This window comes from Sediminibacterium sp. GW821-FHT12F12 (assembly GCF_058806635.1).
On the sequence record NZ_JBXAPW010000003.1, the window covers coordinates 218,946 to 238,555 of the forward strand.

Annotated in this window: 19 protein-coding genes; 14 read left to right on the forward strand and 5 right to left on the reverse strand. The window is 44.2% G+C overall.

Going from position 1 to position 19,610, the window contains the following annotated elements; genetic code table 11:
* Positions 1 to 243 precede the first annotated feature (243 nt).
* From AC1RNB_RS06110 to AC1RNB_RS06120, 3 genes are all read right to left on the reverse strand, one after another.
* Positions 244 to 1,095, reverse strand: coding sequence for an endonuclease/exonuclease/phosphatase family protein (locus AC1RNB_RS06110; protein ID WP_493081610.1), 852 nt, complete (start codon positions 1,093 to 1,095; stop codon positions 244 to 246).
* A gap of 58 nt (positions 1,096 to 1,153) precedes the next feature.
* A complete protein-coding gene (locus tag AC1RNB_RS06115) occupies positions 1,154 to 3,118 on the reverse strand; it encodes a sensor histidine kinase (RefSeq protein ID WP_493081611.1) in 1,965 nt (654 codons plus the stop codon).
* Between the two features lie 212 nt (positions 3,119 to 3,330).
* Positions 3,331 to 3,819 carry a TlpA family protein disulfide reductase gene (locus tag AC1RNB_RS06120; protein ID WP_493081612.1) on the reverse strand — a complete coding sequence of 163 codons (489 nt, stop codon included), beginning with the start codon at positions 3,817 to 3,819 and terminating at the stop codon, positions 3,331 to 3,333.
* A 143-nt stretch (positions 3,820 to 3,962) separates the two neighbouring features.
* Here AC1RNB_RS06120 and AC1RNB_RS06125 point away from each other — a divergent pair, with 143 nt between their 5' ends.
* The 13 genes from AC1RNB_RS06125 to AC1RNB_RS06185 all read left to right on the forward strand — a co-directional run bounded on the left by AC1RNB_RS06125 (position 3,963) and on the right by AC1RNB_RS06185 (position 16,067).
* On the forward strand, positions 3,963 to 4,481 hold the full coding sequence (locus AC1RNB_RS06125; protein ID WP_493081614.1) for a helix-turn-helix domain-containing protein: 519 nt from the start codon (positions 3,963 to 3,965) through the stop codon (positions 4,479 to 4,481).
* An 87-nt stretch (positions 4,482 to 4,568) separates the two neighbouring features.
* Positions 4,569 to 5,144, forward strand: coding sequence for a helix-turn-helix domain-containing protein (locus AC1RNB_RS06130; protein WP_493081616.1), 576 nt, complete (start codon positions 4,569 to 4,571; stop codon positions 5,142 to 5,144).
* A 77-nt stretch (positions 5,145 to 5,221) separates the two neighbouring features.
* Complete coding sequence (locus AC1RNB_RS06135) at positions 5,222 to 7,468, forward strand: heavy metal translocating P-type ATPase (protein WP_493081618.1); 2,247 nt, start codon at positions 5,222 to 5,224, stop codon at positions 7,466 to 7,468.
* Between the two features lie 190 nt (positions 7,469 to 7,658).
* Positions 7,659 to 7,892 (forward strand): heavy metal transport/detoxification protein, encoded by a 234-nt coding sequence (locus AC1RNB_RS06140; protein ID WP_493081619.1) that lies wholly within the window; start codon positions 7,659 to 7,661, stop codon positions 7,890 to 7,892.
* A 19-nt stretch (positions 7,893 to 7,911) separates the two neighbouring features.
* Positions 7,912 to 9,411, forward strand: a complete 1,500-nt coding sequence (locus tag AC1RNB_RS06145; protein WP_493081620.1) for a hypothetical protein — start codon at positions 7,912 to 7,914, stop codon at positions 9,409 to 9,411.
* 184 nt (positions 9,412 to 9,595) lie between these two features.
* The gene (locus AC1RNB_RS06150) at positions 9,596 to 11,002 is read left to right on the forward strand and encodes an OmpA family protein (protein WP_493081622.1); all 1,407 of its coding nucleotides are present in this window, start codon (positions 9,596 to 9,598) and stop codon (positions 11,000 to 11,002) included.
* Positions 11,003 to 11,264: 262 nt separating this feature from the next.
* Positions 11,265 to 11,861: a helix-turn-helix domain-containing protein gene (locus AC1RNB_RS06155; RefSeq protein ID WP_493081624.1), complete on the forward strand. Its 597-nt coding sequence runs from the start codon at positions 11,265 to 11,267 to the stop codon at positions 11,859 to 11,861.
* Positions 11,858 to 13,873, forward strand: coding sequence for a PAS domain-containing hybrid sensor histidine kinase/response regulator (locus AC1RNB_RS06160; RefSeq protein WP_493081626.1), 2,016 nt, complete (start codon positions 11,858 to 11,860; stop codon positions 13,871 to 13,873). The genes AC1RNB_RS06155 and AC1RNB_RS06160 overlap by 4 nt, the downstream gene beginning before the upstream one ends.
* Positions 13,863 to 14,297 carry a response regulator gene (locus AC1RNB_RS06165; protein ID WP_493081628.1) on the forward strand — a complete coding sequence of 145 codons (435 nt, stop codon included), beginning with the start codon at positions 13,863 to 13,865 and terminating at the stop codon, positions 14,295 to 14,297. The genes AC1RNB_RS06160 and AC1RNB_RS06165 overlap by 11 nt, the downstream gene beginning before the upstream one ends.
* Positions 14,298 to 14,482: 185 nt before the next feature.
* On the forward strand, positions 14,483 to 14,965 hold the full coding sequence (locus AC1RNB_RS06170; protein ID WP_493081629.1) for a hypothetical protein: 483 nt from the start codon (positions 14,483 to 14,485) through the stop codon (positions 14,963 to 14,965).
* Between the two features lie 174 nt (positions 14,966 to 15,139).
* Positions 15,140 to 15,328, forward strand: coding sequence for a CsbD family protein (locus tag AC1RNB_RS06175; RefSeq protein WP_493081631.1), 189 nt, complete (start codon positions 15,140 to 15,142; stop codon positions 15,326 to 15,328).
* A gap of 36 nt (positions 15,329 to 15,364) precedes the next feature.
* Positions 15,365 to 15,808, forward strand: coding sequence for a sll1863 family stress response protein (locus tag AC1RNB_RS06180; protein WP_493081633.1), 444 nt, complete (start codon positions 15,365 to 15,367; stop codon positions 15,806 to 15,808).
* A gap of 106 nt (positions 15,809 to 15,914) precedes the next feature.
* Positions 15,915 to 16,067 carry a lmo0937 family membrane protein gene (locus tag AC1RNB_RS06185; RefSeq protein WP_493081634.1) on the forward strand — a complete coding sequence of 51 codons (153 nt, stop codon included), beginning with the start codon at positions 15,915 to 15,917 and terminating at the stop codon, positions 16,065 to 16,067.
* A 14-nt stretch (positions 16,068 to 16,081) separates the two neighbouring features.
* Here the strand turns inward: AC1RNB_RS06185 and AC1RNB_RS06190 are convergent, their stop codons facing one another.
* Positions 16,082 to 17,818 (reverse strand): tetratricopeptide repeat protein, encoded by a 1,737-nt coding sequence (locus AC1RNB_RS06190; protein WP_493081635.1) that lies wholly within the window; start codon positions 17,816 to 17,818, stop codon positions 16,082 to 16,084.
* A gap of 107 nt (positions 17,819 to 17,925) precedes the next feature.
* Positions 17,926 to 18,387 carry a GNAT family N-acetyltransferase gene (locus tag AC1RNB_RS06195; RefSeq protein WP_493081637.1) on the reverse strand — a complete coding sequence of 154 codons (462 nt, stop codon included), beginning with the start codon at positions 18,385 to 18,387 and terminating at the stop codon, positions 17,926 to 17,928.
* 162 nt (positions 18,388 to 18,549) lie between these two features.
* Between AC1RNB_RS06195 and AC1RNB_RS06200 the strand changes: the two genes are divergently transcribed.
* Positions 18,550 to 19,530, forward strand: coding sequence for an alpha/beta hydrolase (locus AC1RNB_RS06200; protein WP_493081639.1), 981 nt, complete (start codon positions 18,550 to 18,552; stop codon positions 19,528 to 19,530).
* Positions 19,531 to 19,610: the final 80 nt, after the last annotated feature.

A 19,610-nucleotide genomic window follows, 5' to 3' on the forward strand; every position in this document is an offset into this window, starting at 1 on the left:
TTTGCTGTAAAAACTTCCTGTTCCCTGCGGCGTCGCGATTGGCATAAGCTTCATCCAATCGCAGGGAAGATAATCTCTTTGTTGGCAGACAGGGAAGCGGAATTTTCGTAGCATGGGTAAACATGTTGTTCCAATTAATGCAAACAATTTCTAAATATAAAATATAATAAAACAAAAACAGCCTACATACAGCCTGAAATAGTAACAGGGGTATTTCGGTGCAAACGGCTACTGTTTTTTTGTTTACCGGAACAATAATACCGCCATCAAGGGCCGGTGATCAGAAGCATAGGTTTCGGGCACTACAAAATGACTGATTACTTTAGCGGTTGTTTTGGGAGAGAAAGCGATAAAATCAATCACTTCTGTGGGAAGATCCTGCGGAAAAGTAGGCATACAGGGATCGCAGGTAAGCTGTAATTGTGTAGCGAGAAGCGATAGTGGCTGACTGCCTGGCCTATCGTTCAGATCTCCACCCAGTATAAAGGGGATCGAATCCTGCCGGGCGGTTTCGGCAATCTGCTGCACCTGTAATAAACGGTTAGCAGCATTCTCTACATCGAGATGGGTACTCGCAAAACGGATCTGTTTACCACCTGGTATGGTTACCCTTGCCGTGGCCAGTGCTCTGCGTTCGGTTTTGGGATCTGCCTGCTTTGATAACCATTGGGTACGGGTTTCGGAGAGAGGGTATCGGGAAAGGATGGCAACTCCATACCCACCTCCGCCATAATCAATAGCTTTGCCAAAATAAAAATACATACCTAGGGCTTCTGCAATGGCCGCCGCTTCGTTGATTTCTTTACCTGAACGGGTGGTATTTACATCAATCTCCTGTAAAGCCACCAGATCCGGCTGCTGGCTGCGGATCGCTTTTACAATAGCCGAGATATCAATCACACCCTGCGTTGCTTTACCGGGAGGATTACAGTGGTGTACATTATAGGTCATTATCCTGATACTATCCTGAAAACCGGATCCGGCAGGTGCCACACAGGAAAAATCCGGCGAATTAACAGGAGTAGATGCAGTTACTACTATTGGCCATATTAACAGCAGGATCCATTGTGTGGAATATCGTTTTATATACAGCATACGGTAATGAATGGTGAGGCAAAACTAAGTAAAGTTGGTTCCGGAATCAAAGCAGTATTCAGGCGGCAGGAATTCTTACCCGAACAACCGTTCCCTTTCCATGCCCGGCTTTTATCTCCAACGAGCCATTAACAGCCAGCGCTCTTTCCCTGATGCTTATCAAACCCAGCCGGTCTGAATCATGTACGGCATCAAACCCATTGCCATCATCTGTAATGGTTAATTCTATACTGCCATTGGTTTTCCAAAGCCTTACGGTTACTTCTTTGGCTTGTGCATGTTTGGTTATATTGGTCAATGATTCCTGGCAGATCCTGAACAGTTCTGTTCGGATCTGTTGCGAAATGCCGGCATCATCCATCTCTTCAGTAAATACAGCGGTAACGCCACTTGTTTTGGTAAACTGTTCGCAAAGCCATTTGATAGATGCATTCAGTCCCAGTTCATCAATCATTACAGGCCGAAGCGAAGATGCGATTTTACGAACATCATTAATCAGGGTTTGCAGAATCTTACTCGCATTACCAATCCGTTTACTCACTTTCGGATCAGGATCGGTTACATGCAGGGCCAACCAGTCGATATCCATTTTTACAGCAGATGCCAGCTGTCCGATTTCATCATTTACTTCACGCGATAGTTGCTTTTGTTCATCCTCACGTTTATCCTGTAAATGTACAGCCAACCGGTGTAGCTGTACATTTGCCATGTCCAGCTGTGCAGTCCGTTGCTTCACTTTTTGCTCCAGCGTAGCTGCCAGTTGCAAAGCATTCTCTTCTGCATTGGCACGTGCTTTGATGGTACGGAAAATCAATTGAATAAGCGATAGAAAAATGGCCAAAATGGTAAACCCCAGAAACAGGATTGCATTGTTGGCATTGGCATTTTGCTTATTGGTTTTGGCTTGTACTTCATCCACCAGTTCCTGTTCCTTTTTTTTGAGATCATTCAATACAGCGATAATCCGGTTCATTAAAACAGGGGTTCGAACAAGAATGTTCCTAAGGTTGTTTTGTAAAGAAACCTGCCTTCCAGAAAGGAGTAAAGAGGAATCGAGTAGAATGATACGGTTTGCTACCAGTGCCGACAGGGTATCCATGCGCAGTTGCTGGTGGGGGTGCCTGGCAACATGGTATTTTAATTGTTCCAGACGCTTTTTCAATATATTCTTTTCTTCTATAGTTGGGCTGAGAAAAGAGGAGTCGCGTATCAGCATGTATCCACGCACACCAGATTCCATCCGGGTAAGAGTAGCAATAATATCATCCGCCAGAACAATGCTTTCTGTATTGTTTAGAATGAGATCAGCCGTTTTATCAACCTGCTTATCTGTTTTATTATCCAGATACAGCACCAGCAGAATCACGAAAGCGATCACCAGAAAGCCACTGATCATTCTTCGCTGAAAGGAAAGGGCTGTTCGGTGAAAAAAAATCGAATAATAAATACCCGCGCAGATGACCAGAAACAGCAAGGCAGTATGCAATGCAAGAACAGTAAGGGAAGGAATACTGATCAATTCAGGATTTCCAAAAAAATAGCTGATGACGGAAACGGCTGCAATTAAAAGGGAAATGAAGAGTGCAGTCCAGCTAAGTACAAATATTTTTCTGTTACGGATACTGAATAATACAAAACTCAGGAGCAGAAAATTAACAACCGTTAGTGCGCTGGGCCTGCCCGGATAAACCGTGTAGGGTGTTCCGGGACCCTCTGTCCAGAAAAGTTCATCTATCCCTATGTTAACAGAAAATATATATTCAATCAGTGTGAGTACAGCAATCAGGGTAACTATGATAAGGCAGACGACACAAGCCTTTCTGCCACTTTTTTCCCCAATCATCAGTAAGGCAATTCCCGTGAAGAGGAAACAAATAGCAGTATTAAATTTCATAGAAATGAAATCGGGGGATACTGATGTAAGCAGGGGAATATGCAGCACCCAGCCGGTAATTACCAGCACGCTGACCAGGATGGTAACAAGACCAGCTACAGTTAGGCTATTTTTTCGGATAAAATTCATACACAAACCCGATTCACCTGTTTAACCGGCCGCGTATGCAGAAGCATATAGCCGGCAAATAATCAATCCAGTTACCTGTTTCTGATAGCTACACTCTGCTATACGGATAAGCCCAATACAAATTAGGCATTCTTCTGTATTTATTTGCTGATTAAAATCATATAAGCCCTTTTTAAGGTTGTTGGGCGCTAAAGAGAATATGTGCCTGATTTTTACTTTGCACCTTTCATTTTTGTAACAAAGGCTGACAGGTCCTTTTCTTCATCGCTGTACAGGATCAGTTGCTGCTGGGGCGAATAGAGGAAGAGGGATGGGTACTTCCGGGGTTGAAAAAGAGTGATAAACTGGTTACGGGTATCGCGCAGCAATACCGTATTGGGTTGACGGAGTAATTGGGGGGCATATTTGCCGAGAAAAGCTTCTGCACTGGGTCCGGGATCGAGGGTAACAAGGTAAATAGCGGCTCTGCCCAGCTCGCGGTAGTGGCTGTTCAGGTATTGCATGGCTTTCTGGCAATGATCGCAGGTAATATCAAAAAAGGCAAAAAACAGGGGTTTACCGGATGGCAATTGCCGGCGGGTGAAAGCTGTACCGTTTTTTTGCAGGAAACGAAAATCAGGAACGGTCTGAGCAGGGACCTGGGCCTGTAAGCCATTAGTGATACACAAAATACATATGCCAAGAATGAGCCAGTTTTTCATGAAAGAAAGATAGTAAAGTTTATCGTTAGCCTGACAACGGATGAGGAATTAGGATAAATAAATATCTTCGTCATGTATTTATTCAACGCCCCCCCTTTGATATGTTTCTCTATGTGAAAAATATGGTTTGTGAACGTTGTATCATGGCGGTACGGCAGGAGCTGCAGCAACTGGGGCTTACGTATCGTCATGTGCAGTTGGGCGAAATAGAACTGGCAGAAACACCCGGACAGGATCGGCTCAACGTTTTATCCAATGCCCTATCAGCGATCGGTTTTGAATTACTGGACGATAAAAAATCAAGAACCGTAGAAAAAATCAAAACCACGATCGTATCGCTGATACACCGCAACAATGACGAATTTAACCTGAAATTATCTGCCATTCTGGAGGAAAAACTCGGGTTGGATTATACATACCTCAGCACCCTTTTCTCTTCCGTTGAAGGTATCACCATCGAAAAATACGCCATCCTGCAGCGAATCGAAAGAGTAAAGGAATTACTGGTATACGATGAACTGAGCCTGGGCCAAATTGCCCACCAGTTAGGCTACAGCAGTGTACAGCATCTATCGCTCCAGTTTAAAAAAATTACCGGCCTTACCGCTTCACAGTTCCGTAACCTGAAAGAAAAAAACAGGATCCCGCTGGATAAGATCTGATCCTGAAAATTATATAACGGTTCCTTACCATTCTGTAACAGTTGCCCCATATCCCGTAAGTAGTTTGCAGTACTAAACTACCGTTTTATGCAGGAGCAATTATTTTATATCAAGGGCATGGTCTGCGAGCGTTGTATCCATGCCGTCAGGGAAGCGACCGGCCAACTGGGCTATCCCATACAACATCTGCAACTGGGAGAGCTGGTACTGCTGCACCCTACCCCTATTGAAGCACAATTGCTGCAACAAAAGCTGGAACCACTCGGATTCAGCCTGCTGCAATCCAAAAAAAGCCAACTGACCCGGGCAACCCGGGAGCTGGTAGCCGAGGTATACTCCGGCCATTTCGATTTTCCGCAGGCATTCCGTTTCTCCCGTTTGGCAGCTGAAAAACTAAACAGGAGTTATGAGAGCATCAGCGATAGTTTTTCGGAAGAGGCGGGAGAGAGCCTGGAAAATTACATCACCCGGTATCGTATCAGCAAAGCGAAAGAAATGATGGTATATAACAGGCAGCGTGTTTCCGGTGTCGCCTTTGCACTCGGATTCAGCAGCACGGCACATTTTTCCCGGCAGTTCAAACAGCACACAGGTTTAACACCCGCCTATTTTACAGCGATCGAGCAAAACAAACAGGCGGCACAGCTGCCGGCCCGTTCCTGAAATAATATGAATCTATCCCAGCATTGTATAACAACCATGCAGCAGGTATATCGGATTTTTGTATAAATGTTTTAGTTATGGTACACTTATCCAACAAAAAAGAACAGGCAGCACTGGTAAAAGAAACTTTTCCCATACTGGAGATGAGCTGTGCCTCCTGTGCCATCAGCGTAGAATCTATGCTGAAAGCCACAGAAGGGGTAGCAGATGCGGGTGTTAATTTTGCCAGTCAGGACGCATGGATCCATTACGATCCTGCTGTTACCGATCCCGAAAAACTGCAGCAATCGGTACGTGCCATCGGGTACGATATGGTGGTTGTTACCGAAAACCGGGATGAAGCCAAAGAGCAGGCCCAGCAAAAACACTTCCGCGCTGCTAAAAACCGAACCATCTGGTCAAGCATCCTCTCTCTCCCTATCGTGGTCATAGGGATGTTTTTTATGGATATGCCTTATGGTAATTATGTCATGATGGCGCTTGCCACAGTAGTGGTATTTTATTTTGGCCGCGGTTTTTTCAGCAATGCCTGGAAACAGGCAATGCATGGCAAAGCCAATATGGATAGCCTGGTAGCGATGAGTACCGGTATCGCTTACCTGTTCAGCAGTTTTAACACATTTTTTGCTGATTTCTGGCATGCCCGTGGTTTACATGCCCATGTGTATTTTGAAGCCGCGGCAGTGATCATTGCTTTTATCTCATTGGGTAAACTGCTGGAAGAAACTGCTAAATCCAATACCTCATCCGCTATCAAAAAACTGATGGGCCTGCAACCCAAAACGGTTACCCTGGTACTCAATAACAACGAAACCAAAGAAATTCCTGTTAGCCAGGTGCAGGCAGGAAATCTGTTGCTGGTAAAACCCGGGGAGAAAATACCGGTGGATGGCTGTGTAGTAAACGGGAACAGCTATGTAGATGAAAGTATGATCACGGGCGAGCCCATTCCGGCAGAGAAAAAAGAAAACGACAAAGTATTTGCAGGAACCATTAACCAAAAGGGAAGTTTCCGCTTTAGTGCCGAAAAAGTGGGTGGTGAAACCGTGCTGGCGCAGATCATTAAACTGGTGCAGGAAGCACAGGGCAGTAAAGCACCCGTACAAAAACTGGTTGATAAAATTGCCGGCATTTTTGTACCCACCGTAATGGGCATCTCCCTGTTCACATTTGTTGTATGGATATTACTCGGAGGAGAAAATTCCTTTACACATGGCCTCTTAACGGCAGTAACCGTATTGGTGATCGCCTGTCCCTGTGCACTGGGGCTGGCCACACCCACAGCCATCATGGTAGGTGTGGGAAAAGGTGCCGAAAATAATATCCTCATCAAAGACGCCGAAAGTCTGGAACTGGCCCATCGGGTGAATGCTATCATCCTCGATAAAACAGGCACCATTACAGAAGGAAAACCCACCGTGAGTGATATGGTATTCACGCATGCATCTGATCAGCCGATGCTGAAATCCGTTTTACTGGCAATAGAAAAACAATCTGAACATCCGCTTGCCGAAGCACTTGTAAAACACCTGGCACAGGAAGGCAGTAAAGAAGTAATACTGGATTCTTTTGAAAGTATTACCGGCAAAGGCGTAACTGCAAAGTACCAGAACAGAATTTTTACGCTTGGCAACAGTACCCTGCTGTCAGAAAAAAATATCAGCATAGATGACAATATGCAGGCTACTATCAGCCGCTGGCAGCAGCAGGCCAAAACCGTAGTGATTTTTGCAGAGAACAAACAGGCGGTAGCCGTGATAGCCATTACCGATGCCATCAAAGCCGGTTCAAAAGCTGCCATAACCAACCTGCAGCAGCAGGGGATTGAAGTGTATATGCTGACCGGCGATAACAAACAAACCGCTGCGGCTATTGCCAGAGAAACAGGCATTACTCAGTTTAAAGCAGAAGTGTTACCAGCCGATAAAGCTGCGTTTGTAAAACTGTTACAGCAGCAAGGGAAAACGGTGGCGATGGTGGGCGATGGCATCAATGATAGTCATGCGCTGGCCCAGGCCGATGTTAGTATTGCCATGGGCAAGGGCAGCGATATTGCGATGGATGTGGCCAAGATGACATTGATTACTTCAGACCTGAACAGCATACCCAAGGCCCTGAAGCTATCGAGAAGAACCGTACAAACCATCCGCCAGAACCTGTTCTGGGCCTTTATCTATAACCTGATCGGGATACCGGTTGCCGCGGGTTTGTTGTACCCGGTTAACGGCTTCCTGCTGGATCCTATGCTGGCCGGCGCCGCAATGGCCCTGAGTAGTATCAGCGTAGTAGGTAACAGTCTGCGGCTGAAGTTTGCTACACTATGATAAACAGGTATTTACCTCGTGAACATTACCGCACATCTGTATATATGACCATTTAAGTAGACTATGTGCAGCATATGTATCGTCGGCAAAAAAATTATTACTGAAATTTATATTTGCATTTGAAAACTACCTGCTTACCGTCGGCAACCGGCATGTGTAAGCAGGTTTTTTATTACCTACGCACAAGAAAATGGAACTTATTACTTATAAAACCAATATCAGCAGTGAATCTGCTTTTCAAAAGGTAAAGCCCTATCTCGATAATGCTGTTGGCCGTGGCAACTGGCAACTGGATCTCTGCATCAGCGATAAAAAACTGACTGTCTACTCTCCGGATGCGATCGATGAAAATCATGTGATCGGAGCCATCCACAAAGCTGGATACAAGGCCGTGAATATCGAAGATTACTATTCTATTTATTAAAAGAAACCTGCAAGCATTTATGAAGAAGATTATTATGCCTTTCGCATTGGCGATGATGGCAATTATCACCATTACCTCCTGCCGCAAAACAACGGAAGACGCGGTGCCGGTACCGGGATCAGTTGATCAAACTACTTATTTACAATTATCCGCTAACGGGGTTCAGTTGGGTCAGGGACAGTTATACGCTTTGGTGAGCGTTAACAACGAGCAGGGACAGGAAGTAGTGAGCAACAAAAAACTGACCCTTGATTATATCCAGGGTGTATATAAAACCGACAGAATCGCACTGGCCAGGGGTTCTTATGTACTTTCCAAATTTATTGTAACCACAGCAAGCGATACGGCTGTATATGCAGCACCTAAATCAAATTCAGCAAAAGCGGCACTGGTGAGCAAGCCGGTATCTATTCCGGTTAGTATTACAGAAACAGGGGTTACCGCCGCAGCGGTACAGGTATTGAAAGTAGATGCCACCGACTCGCCAGCCAGTTTTGGTTATACGGCAGATGATTTTGGCAAAATCGCTTTTAAAGAATTATCGGTAAAATTGACGATTACTGTGGGTGAGGTAGTATACGACAGTTTGCCCGGCAAACTGGTGGTTGATGCCGGCAGCACCGGCGGTCAGCACTGGATCAGGGAAATAGAACTGCAGGAAGGTGTTACCCAGATCAGGGTACCGGAGAATTATGAAACTTTCTCTTTCCAGGTAGCCAAGTGGAACACTAACGCACAGAAAACACTTAGCAAAACAGAACTGGGCAACACCACCCAGCTGCATCTGACAGCCGTTCGCCAGCCTAAATTGTTGGTGGAAGAAACTACTTTCATAGAAAACGCAGCGGGCCTGGTACCGGATACACGCACAGAATACCTGTACAATGCCAATAACCGTTTGTCTGCTATCAAGTTTTACCAGAAGCAAATACAGTCGAGCAACCTGCCATTAACCAACCAGTACCAGTTTATATACAATGGTACGCAGCTTGACACAATCAAAAGGTTCAATCCTGACAACAACACGCTTACCGGGTTTTCCGGCTTCACGTATGCAGCAGGAAAGATCGCTACGGTAAGTAATGTTAGTTATGACCAGTCTACCAATGTATTGTTTGACTACAGCCAGTTCAATGCCCATCAGGTCATTTCGGCCAATTATCTGTTCTACAACGGCAACAGCATGACTTACACCATGCAGTTCCGGAATGGCAACCTGGTGTCTGATAAAGCCATCAGTTCTACAGGTAGTGGAGAGTCCAGTGTGTACAACTACGACAGTTATATCAACCCCAAACACCAGTTGGGTTATCCGGATATTTTCCTGTCAAACAGCTCCAAAAACAACCGTTTACTGGAACAGAAAATCTATAGTGGCGGTTTCCCTTCTGTTATTCCTTATAAAACCGAATTCATCTATAATGCGGATGGTTATCCGGTAGAGGAATATGTGAGTTACAAAGGATACACATCGCAGCAGCATGTGTACCGGATCAAAAAAGTTTATCGTTATCAATAAATACCGCAAGAACCCACGTTGAAAACCGGCCTGCCATTACCATAGCAGGCCGGTTTTCTTATATAATATGTGAATCATGTAATAATCCCTACCAAGCCTGTAAGGCTGGTCTGTACCCTGCTACTGACCTTTGTATCACTGGTTTTCTCCAATAAAGGAGTTTCCGGATTCAAAATTCACAGCTATGAAAAAGTACATTTCACACCTGACAACCTTATTCGCCCTCACACTGCTTAGTGTAACGGCGGGTACCGCACAGGATACAAGTTACAAGAGTACCACCGTTATAGAACCTGCGTTATTCTCTGGCAATCAGGGATACAGAACCTGGTCTATCGGTTTACACGCGGGCGTTATGGCCCCTTTTGCAGCTTCCGGTGGCCGCAACGACTTTTCGAAGTGGAAGCCAACCCTGGAATATGGTGGTTATATCAAATTCCAGACCTCACATGTATTCGGCTTACAGCTGGATGTAGTGAGAGGCAGTTTAGAAGCCAATAACGATAAACTCTGGGTAGGTCAGCCTCCCATCAGTCCTTACAAATCATTTAAAACCGATGTTAACTGGGCAGCCAGTTTAAGCGGTGTGGTTACACTGGGCAATATCAACTGGTCACAACTGCATACCTCTATCCAGCCTTATTTATCAATCGGTGGTGGTGCGGTTAATTTCAAACCTACCATGATCACCAGTGCGGGTACATCCGTCCGTTTTAATGCAGAAGGCAGTAATACAGAGTTCTTTATTCCTGCGGGACTTGGTATCAAAGCCAACTTGTCTCCCAGTGTTAATTTAGACCTGGGTTATACCATGGCTTTTGTAGATGCCGATAACCTGGATGGTTATATAAAAGGTCCTGCTTATAACAGTGATAAGTTTTCTTATGCACACATCGGACTGGAATTCATTCTTGGTAAAACAACCAAACCCCAGTTAGCCAGACACAATGCACCGGCTCAACTGGCTAAAAGCATGCAGGACAAAAATGATGCCCTGAGTGCAGCTATGGCAGCAGCCGAAGAAAGACATAACAAACATATGGCCGAGATGAATGCCATGCGTAGTGATATGAACAGGATGAAAATGGACAGCGATGGCGATGGCGTATCTGACTATTTTGATAAGTGTCCGAACACATCTGCTGGTGTAAAAGTAGATGGTGCGGGTTGTGCCTTACCGGTAGCAGTGCCTGCTAAAGACACAGTTATCAAAGTATACAACAATACGTACGTAATTACGGAAGAAGATAAAAAGATCGTAAATGAAGCCATCCGTAATCTGGAATTTGATTTTGCCAAATCAACCATCCGCGCCCGTTCATATCCTTACCTGAACAGGGTAGCTGAACTGCTGGTGAAAAAGGGATTCAGCCTGAAGCTGGGTGGACATACCGACAATGTAGGATCTGACCAGGCTAATATGCGCTTGTCTAAAGACAGAGCAGAGTCTGTGAAGAACTATCTGGTATCACAAAATGCCAGCAGCAGCCGCATTGAAGCGGTAGGTTATGGTGAGTCACAACCTGTTTCTTCTAATAAGACAGCCACTGGCCGTCAGCAGAACAGACGTGTAGAATTTACGCTGTATTAATTGCAACTGATAACAGCAAAAGTCCGTAAGTAGTTACTTACGGACTTTTGTATTATAAGCGCCGAAGGAATATCTATATCTGCAGGTCTGGGTTTAATAGACTACCTTCAGGCAGACTCATCAGCCAATTATACACTCCCTACCTCCGTTTACGGTCAAGCCTTAACAGAGTAATTATTATCCTTCCCCTCATCATCATTAACAGAAATTACGAGAAGCGTATTTCTACCGTTTACCGCTTACGCATAAAAACACAGTAATCATGAAACTATTTATCAAATACATGGTAAGCCAAAGATGCAAAATGGTAGTGAAGGAAGAGTTGAAGAAAATGGGGCTGCACTATATGGTGGTAGACCTGGGCGAAGTAGAGATCATGGAAACACTGCAGGATACACAATGGCAAACTTTAAAGGAAGCACTGATGGTTTCCGGATTGGAACTGATGGATGACAAAAGAACCATCCTTATCGAAAAGATCATACATGTGATCATGGAAATGATACATGTATCGGAGGAGCTCCCCATTGTTAATTATTCCAACCATATCAGTGAAAAATTAAACTACGACTACACCTACCTCTCCAACCTGTTCACCGAAATCAAAGGAATTACCATACAGCAGTTCATCATCCTGCATAAAATAGAAAGGATCAAAGAGCTGATCATTTACGACGAATTCAACATCACCGAGATAGCCTGGAAGATGAACTACAGCAGTGTGGCACACTTATCCAATCAGTTTAAAAAAATTACCGGCTTTTCGCCAACGCATTTTAAACAGCTGAAACAGAAAAGAAGAACACCTATAGAAGAGATCGGAAATGAAAACCGTGATCCTGAAAAATTAAAACCATGAAATCTGTTATTATAAGCCGTAACGAGTCCGGATATGCCCGGAGTTTGATAGAAGCTAGTCTTGATCCGTTGGTAACTATCAGCACTGAGGGTAAGATCACTGATATGAATGAAGCTACCATTCGTATTACCGGGAAAACAAGAATAGAACTGATCGGCACTAATTTTTTTGAATATTTTACCGAACCGGCTAAAGCAACAGAAGTGTATGAAGCTGTATTTGACAAGGGGTTTGTTGCTGACTACCCTTTAACCATCCGCGATCATAAACTGACAGACGTTTTGTTTAACGGTTCTGTATATAAGGACGAGCTGGGGCAGGTATTGGGTGCTGTAGTAGTAGCCCGTGACATTACTGAACAGAAAAGGATTGAAAAGGAATTCATAGAAGCCAAGGTATTTGCCGAGCTCGCTACTGAAATAGCAGAAGAAGCCAAAAGCAAGGCTGAATCAGCTACCCGTATTGCAGAAGATGCGGTAAAAGCAAAACAACAGTTTCTCTCGAATATGAGCCACGAGATCCGTACGCCAATGAATGCGATTATTGGTTTTACCAAAGTAGTATTAAAGACTGAGTTAAGTGCCAAACAGAAAGAATACCTGATGGCAATTAAAATGAGCGGCGATGCATTGATCGTACTCATCAATGATATTCTGGATCTGGCAAAGGTAGATGCAGGTAAAATGAGTTTCGAAGAAACACCCTTCAAGATGGCTTTGTCCATTTCTGCCATGCTGCACCTGTTTGAGCAGAAAATACAAGAAAAAAACCTGGTGTTGGTGAAAGAATATGACACCCGTATCCCAACTGTACTGGTGGGCGATGCGGTAAGATTACACCAGATCATCCTGAACCTCGTAAGTAATGCCGTAAAATTCACTTCGTCCGGCACTATTACGGTAAGTGTGAGCCTGCTTACAGAAGAAGAAGATAAAGTGACCATCCAATTCTCCGTAACAGATACCGGCATCGGGATCCCTGATAATAAGATCGAAAAGATCTTTGAGAATTTTCAGCAGGCTTCCAGCGGCACTTCGCGCCTGTATGGCGGAACAGGGTTGGGACTCGCTATTGTAAAACAATTGGTAGAGGCACAGGGTGGAATAATACGGGTAGTAAGTGCGGTGGACAAAGGATCAACTTTCAGTTTTGAACTCAGCTTTCTGAAAACAAAGTCAGCTGCAGAAGATGATCCGATAATTCTGGAAGTAGACAAGCGGATCAAAGACATTAAGGTACTGGTGGTAGAAGACATGGCTCTGAATCAGTTACTGATGAAAACCTTGCTGGACGATTTCGGGTTTGAGCGTGATATTGCTTCGAACGGAAAGATTGCTATTGAAAAAATGGCAACGGAGAAATATGATATTATCCTGATGGACCTGCAAATGCCTGAAATGAACGGGTTTGAAGCCACAGAATACATCCGGAACCAATTACATTTATCTATTCCCATTATTGCCTTAACGGCAGATGTAACCACTGTTGATCTGGCCAAATGCAGAGCCGTTGGCATGAACGATTATATTGCCAAACCGGTGGATGAAAAACTATTGTATAATAAAATCATCAGTCTCGTGAATAAACCGGCAGCACAGATCAGTAGTAAGGAAACATCTCCTGATAATACACCGGCCGTGAACTGGAAATGCACCAACCTGATGTATTTATCCAAGCGTACCAAATCAGATCCGGCCTTAATGATGGAAATGATTTCCTTGTATCTCGAGCAAACGCCCCCGCTGATCAATGTTATGAAAAGCAGTTTACAAACAAAAGACTGGGAAGGCTTACATGCTGCTGTTCATAAGATGATCCCTTCTTTTTCTATCATGGGCATCAGTGCAGAATTTGAGCAGATAGCCATTCATGTAAAAGAGTTTGCTGCCCGGCAGGAACCGCTCGAAACCATTTCGAACATGGTTACACAGCTTGAGAATGTGTGTAACCAGGCATGTGCAGAATTAACCGAAGTATTGAACGATATAAAAATGGGCATTCATGAAAAATAATAAAAAAATCAAAATCTTTCTCGTAGACGACGATGCCGTTTACCTGAGACTGCTTGAAATAGAATTCCTCGCACATGGCAATCTGGAAATAGAAACCTATGCCAACGGCGATGAATGCCTGTCGCATTTAGCCAACAATCCTGACATCATTATCCTGGATTATCTGCTGGACGGTATAGATCCGGATGCCATGAACGGAATTGAAACACTGGATAAGATCAAAGCGGTTAACGCAGACATTCCCGTTGTTATGTTATCTGCCCAGGATAAAATTGATGTTGCCATTGATTGTATGCACCACAAAGCCTTTGATTATGTGGTGAAAAGCGAGACAGCCTTTTTACGTCTGCAGAAGATCATTACCACCATTCTCCGGATCAAAAAGATTGAAACAGAACTGAACTGGTATATGGAAAGAATGTAATACATGAGGATACTGCTGTTACAGGTATTACAAATATGTGAATCCTGTAAAACAATGAACCCAGACTGTAACAAACAAACTAACAGAACCATAGAACTTCACAGATACAATTTCTGCCAGAACGGCTACCTGCCCGGCACTTTCTAACAGGTGTTTGCTGAAAAGCAAGCCATTAAACAATAACCATGAAAAAAATTATCTTATTACTCGCCGTTTTCTTCAGCGGATTTACAGCCAGTACCGTTACTGCTCAGTTCAGTCTGGGAGTTAATCTCAATATTGGCTCACAACCCGTTTGGGGACCTGTAGGCTACGACCATGTAGATAATTATTACCTGCCCGATATAGATGTGTATTATAATGTACCGAAACGTCAGTATTTCTATCTTGACCGTGGCCAGTGGATCTCAGCCAGTACACTGCCTGTGCGTTACAGCAGTTACGACCTGTACAAGGGTTATAAAGTAGTTATCAACGAAGACAGACCATACCGTAATGCTGCCATGTACCGTACCAAGTATGCAGGTTATAAAAACAACCATAGCCAACAGGCCATCCGTTACAGTCATGACGAAAAATATTTTGTAAATAAAAATCATCCGGAGCATAACAAATGGAAGGGCAAAGAGGGCAAAGGCAAAGAGAAAGGCAAAAAAGGAAAACACTAACATTTTTCTACCAAATACATTGATTATCAGAAAATCCTGGCTAAACGCCGGGATTTTCTGTTCAGCACAACAAGTGAATCTTGTAAATTATGAAACAGCCTGTATAACAATATATAAAACGCGAATGAAGAACTTTATAGGGTGAAAATTCATTCACCATCTTAAATTATTATCATGAGCAACTTAACAGGATTAGAAGGCAACTGGAACGAGATCAAAGGAAAACTGAAACAGAAGTATGCCACACTTACCGATAATGACCTTTTGCTGATTGAAGGCAAGCAGGACGAGTTATTAGGCAGGTTACAGATTAAACTGGGCAAAACCAAAGAAGAGATCCATGCCATTCTCGGCGATTTGTAAATAACCCGATTCATTCACATTTAGTAAACATACACTATGAAATTATCCCTCCTTACCCTATCCGCCTTTTCGCTTTTCGCGTTGGGAACATTTAGCGGGTGTAGCACCCCTGCCGAAAAAGTGGAGAACGCCGAAACCAAAGTGGCAGAAGCCAACAAAGATCTCGATCAGGCCAACGAAGAATATACTGCCGATATCGAAAAATACAGAATCGAGAATGTCGCCAAAGTAGCTGCCAACGATAAAGCACTGGTAGAATTCAAGCTCCGTATTGCTTCCGAGAAAAAAGAAACCAGGGAAGCCTATCTCAAAAAAATAGCCGAACTGGAAAAGAAAGACAGTGATCTGAAAAAAAGGTTAGCCGATTATAAAGCTACCGGAAAAGACAACTGGCAGATCTTTAAAACTGAATTCAGCCATGATATGGATGAGCTTGGCAAAGCATTCAAAGATCTTACCGTTAAGAATGTAAAAGACTAACACATGAAAGGAGCTATATAGATCCATAGGGCCTGTTATTGTGGAAACAAGGCAGGTCTTATGTTCTTATATATCTGCAATTTATCACAACTCAAAACAATCAACCATGGGAAACTTATTATATGCAATTGCAGTTATTCTGATCATTGGCTGGCTGATCGGATTTGTGGGTTACAATACAGGCGGCATTATTCACATACTGCTGGTAATAGCGGCCATTGCCATTATCCTGCGCATCATACAGGGCAGAAGACTTTAATTCATCGCTGTATATCAGATAGCCTGCACCAGGTCTTCGATAGTAATACCATCCTGGTGAGGATGAATTTGATCACGTAGCTTTTGGATAGAGGCTTCAATAGCCGCTGCATCCATCCCCATCATCCGGGCCATTTCGGTATGAGGCAATTGCAGTCTTACCAATGTAAGGATACGGGTATCTGTCAGCGTTAAACCCGGAATCTTCTGTTCCAGGCGCACAAAAAAACCTTTGTGTACTTTATCAAATAATTCCCGGAAAGATTGCCATTCTGTGTCTGTCAATATGGTAGACTGTACCAGCTTCTCAAAATTCTGCAGTCGTTCCTCATACAAAGGATTGCCGGTCATATTGGCTTTCAGCCGTTCCATTTCTGCGGCAAATTTTTCTATCAATTCGTTTTTCTGGCGGTTATTACGGGTAAAATCCTGGAGTAATTGCCTGGCATGTTGCAGTTTTTCCTCCGCTATCTGTTTTTCTTTCTGCAATATAGCGGCTGTATTTCTCGCTTTCTGGCGATAGCGTCCGTACAGTAACAACAGCACTACCAATAACAGAAACAAAATCAGGATCACCGCATTTCTCCGAAGGGTTTCAGCTGTAGCGTCTGCTTCCATTTGATTTACCTGATTCAGGTGTCTTTCGGTTTCTACACGCAACTGGATCTTTTCGTAAGCCTGCCTGTCGCGGTTAGCCGTCAGGCTGTCTTTTACCTGCATCAGCTTTCGCTGTGCCTCCAACGCCAGTGTTTCCTGCCCGGTGCGTTCATAATACAAAACCAGTGCCTCATATAGATTTCTTCTTCCCTGGAAACCAAAAGACCCTTTTACCATTGACCTGGCTTCGGTTATCCGGGCAGCAGCTTTTATCGGATTGTTTTTCATCAGGTCTATCCGGGCCAGCAATAACTGGTCTGCTGCCGCATCTTCGGGCAGGCCCCTGGTAACTTTGAACCGGCTACCCTGTTCCAGCAAAGGATAGGCTTTCTCAAACAACCCATTGGAAAAATACAGACTACCGATATTGCCAAACGTAATACCTAGCCAGGCCGTATCCCGGTTAGCCTGCGCTTCTGCCAATGTTAACCGAAACCAGTGAAAAGCGCCTGCCGTATCTCCTTTTTGTTTGTGAATAATGGCCAGGGTATTCAAAGATTGTTTGCGCAGGTAAGTGGTTACCTTCTTCAGTTTCTGGATCTGTAGCAGATAGGGTTCCGCTTTTTCATAGTTGCCCGACTCATAATAAATGCCTCCGATAAAAAACAGGATCTTATCAATATCGGGCACTTCTTTGTAGCCGATCTCATTAAAATAGGTATCGGCCCGTAACAGGTATTCGAAGGCCAGCGGATATTTTTTAAAACTGTAATAGTAGCCACCTGCACGAAAATTGGTCATTCCAATCATTAAAGGAAGCCGGTGTTTTTTAGCGAGAGCAATGGCCGACTCATGCAGAGAAGTAGAATACGGATTAAAACCACGGATGCGCGCATACTGATCTGCCAGCAGGGATAGGGAGAAACAATGCAGCTCCTTATCATCCCGTTCTTCTGCGCTGCTGATCAGCTGGCGGATGGCGGTAATGGAAAAAACAGAGTCCCGGCGTTTTACCTGTTCATCGTAAATATCCAGCGCTTTGGCAATTCGTTGTTTGGTCGGCACCTGAAACACACTGTCAAATACCCCCGAACCCATTACCGGCGAGAGGCAGCAAAACAAGCAGGCAGCTATGCAGAAACGCAGCTGTATCATAGACAATGGGTTACAGTAGTAATGGTTAGAGATGTATAGATAATACTTTTCGGCGAAATAGGAAAGTGCCGAAGTTGCCTAATTTTTCGCCGACAGCTTACGAAAAATCAAATCCCCATCCGCATTTCAATCATGTATTTGCTAAAACCAGCTTTCTCGTAAGAACGGATAGCGGGCTGGTTATCCTGGTATACTTCGAGCCGCAGTTCTGTGATGCCTCTGCCACGCGACCAGTCTGTGAGTGCCTGCAAAATCAACTGGTTAAACCCCTTACCCCGATGCTCCGGTACTGTGTACATAAATCCAAGATAAGCATGATGTGTATGCCGGTGATAGGATTTAGCAACTTCGATCCTCGCATAACCCGAAGCCACCGGTTTGCCATCGAGTTCCAACAGCAGCAGGTGAGAATCGGGCGAACTGATCAGTAGTGGCAGATCATAATATTCGATCGGATCTTCTTTCAATGTACGATCAAAGGGGCGTTCTGCAGTGATCACACCCTGTTCAAACTGACGGAGAAGGGGTATGTCTTGTAGCGTAGCCTCGCGGATGAGTGGGGTTGGCATGGTGGGTTGATTAAGTATTTAGAGTATATAGAGTAAATAAAGTATATAAAGTAAATAGGGTTAGTGGGGGGTAAAGATACCGGATTTGTTCTCCGGTAACGTTGCCGGTAAAATCCGGGGGCGGTATGCAGATTGTATGTAATTTTCTCTCCAATTATTATCATGAAACAACTGATCTCGGCCTGTATCTCTTACTGTATTTGCAGTTTTGCCATGGCTCAATCATTGGCGGGTATCACCCATCGGGCCGATACCTCCTATACCAATTACAGTGCGTACCAGTCTACCAAAAAAACGAATCCTGAAACCCAATGGGTAGCAGATAAAATGCTGCCGGGTGTGGCCGAAGAAAAAGCACTCAGTTATACCCGCATCGGCAAGCGTCAATTATTACTTGATGTGTTTTATCCGGAAGATAAAAACAAACGTAACCAGATCGCCCTCCTCTTTATTCATGGCGGCGGCTGGCGTACCGGTAGCAGAACCCAGCATTATCCATTGGCGAGACAGTTGGCCCAACTGGGATACACTGTTTTTACACCGGAGTACCGACTATCAACGGAAGCCTTGTTTCCAGCCGCTGTCTACGACCTGAAAGCAGCCATCCGTTGGGTGAAAGAAAATGCTGAACAGTATTCGATAGATACTACGCGTATTTGTGCAGCCGGATTTTCTGCTGGTGGCGAGCTGGCCGCTTTTCTCGGTGTTACCGGCAACCTGCCACTGTTCGAGGGCACACAAGGACCTACTACTACAGGCACCAACGTACAGGCAGTGATCGATATAGATGGTATTCTCTCTTTTGTACATCCCGAATCGGGTGAAGGCGATGACAGCAAACGAACTTCTGCCGCTACTTACTGGCTGGGTTATCCAAGAAAAGGATATGAAAAAATCTGGGAAACCGCTTCTTCGCTCAGTTATGTAACTGCGTTTACGCCACCTACCCTTTTTCTCAACAGTAGTGTGGCAAGAATGCATGCAGGAAGAGAGGATTATATCTCTGTATTGCGATCATTCAACATTTATACCGAAGTACACGAGTTTGAAAAAGCACCCCATGCTTTCTGTTTGTTTGAACCCTGGTTTACACCAACGCTTTCGTATATGGATGGATTTCTGAAAAAAGTATTCCGTAAATAGATGGGTAGATCATTATATTAAAGCGGTTATTTTTCACCCCGGGTAAGAGAGGGCAGGGAGTTTTCTTTTCTCAAATTCGT